Source organism: Variovorax sp. 01T439_2 (assembly GCF_056398445.1).
Genome location: NZ_JBFTPJ010000609.1, coordinates 1 through 3,713, shown reverse-complemented (window position 1 = coordinate 3,713; position 3,713 = coordinate 1). Strand labels below are relative to the sequence as shown.

Here is a 3,713-nt window from a genome sequence, read left to right as displayed (position 1 = left end):
ACCGGATCGCGCAGGCCGCGCCGGCGCCCGAGCCGGAGGCCGCATCGCCGCGCCAGCCGATCATGGTCAGCGACCTGCCGCCGATGGCGCCGCTCACCGCCCCGCCACCGGCGCCGCGGGCCGCCGCATCGCAGGACTCTGCGCCCTCCTCGCCTTCAGCCGCGGCCGCGGGCTTCTGGGTGCAGCTCGGCGCCTTCCGCGAGCGCGATGGCGCCGAGAGCCTGCGCAGCCAGGCCGCGCGCGGACTGCCCACGCTGGCGCTGCAGCTGCGCGTGTTCAGCGAAGCCGGCACGCACCGCCTGCAGGCCGGGCCCTTCGCCTCGCGCAGCGAAGCCGGCGAGGCCGTCACGCAGCTGCGCGAGAGCCTGCGCATCGCGCCGATGGTGGTCGAGCGCCGCTGATTCAAGGCCTCAGGGCATCGTCTTGGCCGCCACCGGCAGGCGCATGCCCACACCCATGCGGTTCCACGCGTTGATCTGCGCAATCGCGATCGAGAGCTCGACGATCTCGAGTTCGCTGAAATGCGCCTTGAGCGCCTCGAACTCGGCGTCGCGGGCTTCGTGGTGGCCCGGCAGGCGCGTCAGCGTTTCGGCCCAGTCCAGCGCCGCGCGTTCGCGCTCGCTGAAGAAGCTCACTTCGCGCCAGGTGGCCAGGCTGTTGATGCGCTGCCAATCCTCGCCCTGCTGGCGCAGGTCGCGCACGTGCATGTCGAGGCAGTAGGCGCAGCCGTTGATCTGCGAGACGCGGGCAAAGACGAGGTCGATCAGCACCTTGCCGAGGCTGGACGATTCGATGGCGCCGTTGACGGCGATCATGGCCTGGAAGGCCTTGGGGGCGATCTTGAACCAGGCGAGGCGGGGGGTGGTGGTGCTGCTCATGGCGTGTACTCCAGGTGGTCGAGATGAAAAATCTGCTTGCTACCTGTTGAAGACGGGCCAGCCATCGGCCCTGTGACACGCCGCCGGAAAACTATTTCAGCGAATAGAGCTGCGCGATGCGCGCGAGCTTGTCGGGATTGCGCTGCACGCGCACGCGCACGATGCGCTCGCTCTCGATCTCGAAGGTCTGGGCCGATTCGAGCTCACCATCCAGAAAGCGCAACAGCCCCGGCTCGCCGTTGAGCTCCACCAGTTCCATGCGCACCGCGGCGCCCATGCGGCGCCAGAGCGCGAAGTACAGCTGCGCGAGCCGCTGGCTGCCGCGCAGGACCTTGCTGAAGCTCTGCACCTTGCCGCCGCCGTCGCCGATGAGCTCCACGTCTTCCGCCATCAGCGCCTTCAGCTCCTGCAGGCTGCCGCGTGCGGCCGCATCGGCAAAGGCGCGCAGCAGGCGCTGGTGGGTTTCGCGCGGCACCTGGAAGCGCGGGCGCGCCTCCTGCACCTGCGCCTTGGCGCGGTGCACCAGCTGCCGGCAGGCGGCTTCGCTCTTGCCGAGCGTGCGGGCCACCTCGTCGTAGTCGGCATCGAACACTTCGCGCAGCAGGAAGGCGGCGCGCGCTTCGGGCGCCAGGCGCTCGAGCACGGCCAGGAAGGCGACGGAGATGTTGTCGGCGCGTTCGAGCAGCTGCTCCGGGGTGTCCGGCCCGCCGGTCAGCGTGGGCTCGGGCATCCAGGCGCCGACGTAGTGCTCGCGCTGGACCTTCGCGGCGCGCAGCCGGTCGATCGAAAGGCGGGTGACGACGGTGACCAGCCAGGCTTCGGCGCTACCGAGGGCGGCCTTGTCGGCCTCGTGCCAGCGCAGCCAGGCGTCCTGCACCACCTCTTCGGCTTCCGCGACGGAGCCGAGCATGCGGTAGGCAATGCCCTGCAGGCGGCTGCGGTGGCTGTTGAAGGCGAGGGTGGGATCGTCCATGCTCACAAGACGGGCGACCCACCGGGTTTGTGACAGGCGCTTATGCGCCCTGGTACTCGGGCCTGGGGCCGAGCGTGGCGGCCAGTTCCTTGCGGTAGCGGTTGAGCTCCTGCACCGTCTTGAAGCTGCGGTTCATCAGGAGGCTCAGGTTGTGCAGGATGCGCTCGCCGACCTTGCTTTCCCAGACCGCGTCGAACTTGATCTGCTTGTCCAGCCAGTGCTCGAGCCAGTCGGGATCGGGCATGCGGCTCTGGATGGTGTCGTTGGGGAACAGCGCCTTGTTGACGTGCAGGTTGGTCGGGTGCAGCGCCTGGGCGGTGCGCCGCGCGCTGGCCATCAGCACGCCGACCTTGGTGAACGCGGCGCGCGCCTCGTCGCCGAACTTCTCCATGGCGCGCTTCATGTAGCGCAGGTAGGCGCCGCCGTGGCGGGCCTCGTCCTGGCTCAGCGTGGTGTAGATGTGCTTGATGACCGGCTCGGTGTGCCACTGGGCGGCACGGCGGTACCAGTGGTTGAGGCGGATTTCGCCGCAGAAATGCAGCATCAGGGTTTCGAGCGGCGGGGCCGGGTCGAAGTCGAAGCGCACTTCGTGCAGCTCCTGCTCGGTGGGCGCATGYTGGGGGCTGAAGCGCTTGAGGTACTCCATGAGCACCAGCGAGTGCTTCTGCTCCTCGAAGAACCAGATCGACATGAAAGCCGAAAAATCGCTATCGTGGCGGTTGTCGCGCAGGAACATCTCGGTGGCCGGCAGTGCCGCCCACTCGGTGATGGCGTTCATCTTGATGGTCTGCGCCTGCTCTTCGGACAGCAGCGAAGCATCGAACGACTGCCAGGGAATGTCCTTGTCCATGTCCCAGCGGACAGATTCGAGTTGTCTGAAGAGTTCCGGATAAAGCATCAAAGTCTTTCTAAGGCCGTCGATTTTAGTCGGCTCGTTTGGCGCACCCATGACAGACGCGCGATGATGTGTGCATAAGCGCGGTCTTATGGCGCGAAATGCACACTTTTTTGTCTTCAGGAGCCCCCTTATGCGAATCCCTGCCGCCCTGGCCGCATGCCTTCTTGCCGCTGGCACAGCGGTCGCACAGGCCCCCTCTCCCAGCTCGTCTCCCAGCCCCACAGCCGCCCCATCCGCCCCGGCCGACGGCACCGCCGCTGCGGCCTGCCCGTCCACCCTGCAGCACACCTTCCCGCGGCTGCAGGACGAAAAACCCCAATCGCTGTGCCAGTACGCGGGCAAGGTGGTGCTGGTGGTGAACACCGCGAGCTTCTGCGGCTTTACCCCGCAATACAAGGGGCTGGAGGCGCTGGACAGCAAATACCGCGCGCGCGGGCTGGTGGTGCTGGGCTTCCCGTCCAACGATTTCGCACAGGAATCGGGCTCGAACAAGGAAATTGCCGATTTCTGCGAAAGCACCTTCGGCGTGAAATTTCCGATGTTCGCGAAGTCGTCGGTGCGCGGCGCCAATGCCAACCCGCTGTTCAAGCAGCTGGCGCTGGCCTCGGGCACCACGCCGAAGTGGAATTTCTACAAATACCTGATCGGGCGCGACGGCAAGGTGGTGCAGGCCTGGTCCAGCATGACGGCGCCCGACGAGAGCGCCTTCGTCAAGGTCATCGAGAGCCAACTCGCGGCGGGCGGCTGAGGGCCTTGCCACCATGAACTAACGGTCACAAACGTTTACCACTGGAGGGGGAACCGGGCTGGCACACTGTGCTCATAACGAACGAGGGCAGCACATGCCTTCCAGTTTTCATGTTGCGAGGTCTTCCAGGCGTCCAGTCTGGTCGAAATCCCGAGGCGATTCTTCTCCTCCTCCCTCCCTCCCTCCTTCGCGTCGGGGCGCCTCGCAGCATTTTTG

The 3,713-nt window shown here is 66.6% G+C and carries 5 protein-coding genes; 2 read left to right on the top strand and 3 right to left on the bottom strand.

Annotated features, from left to right (window positions below; translation table 11 throughout):
- Positions 1–401 (top strand): SPOR domain-containing protein (locus AC1DOC_RS24290; protein ID WP_478130659.1); only part of this gene is annotated, 401 nt, incomplete at its 5' end.
- Positions 402–410: 9 nt separating this feature from the next.
- Here the strand turns inward: AC1DOC_RS24290 and AC1DOC_RS24285 are convergent.
- From AC1DOC_RS24285 to AC1DOC_RS24275, 3 genes are all read right to left on the bottom strand, one after another.
- Positions 411–878: a carboxymuconolactone decarboxylase family protein gene (locus tag AC1DOC_RS24285; protein WP_478080534.1), complete on the bottom strand. Its 468-nt coding sequence runs from the start codon at positions 876–878 to the stop codon at positions 411–413.
- A 91-nt stretch (positions 879–969) separates the two neighbouring features.
- Entirely contained in the window at positions 970–1,851 is an 882-nt protein-coding gene (locus AC1DOC_RS24280) for an RNA polymerase sigma-70 factor (protein WP_478080533.1), read from the bottom strand.
- 40 nt (positions 1,852–1,891) lie between these two features.
- On the bottom strand, positions 1,892–2,749 hold the full coding sequence (locus tag AC1DOC_RS24275) for a ferritin family protein (RefSeq protein ID WP_015867903.1): 858 nt from the start codon (positions 2,747–2,749) through the stop codon (positions 1,892–1,894).
- 130 nt (positions 2,750–2,879) lie between these two features.
- Between AC1DOC_RS24275 and AC1DOC_RS24270 the strand changes: the two genes are divergently transcribed.
- On the top strand, positions 2,880–3,497 hold the full coding sequence (locus AC1DOC_RS24270; protein WP_155736565.1) for a glutathione peroxidase: 618 nt from the start codon (positions 2,880–2,882) through the stop codon (positions 3,495–3,497).
- Positions 3,498–3,713: the final 216 nt, after the last annotated feature.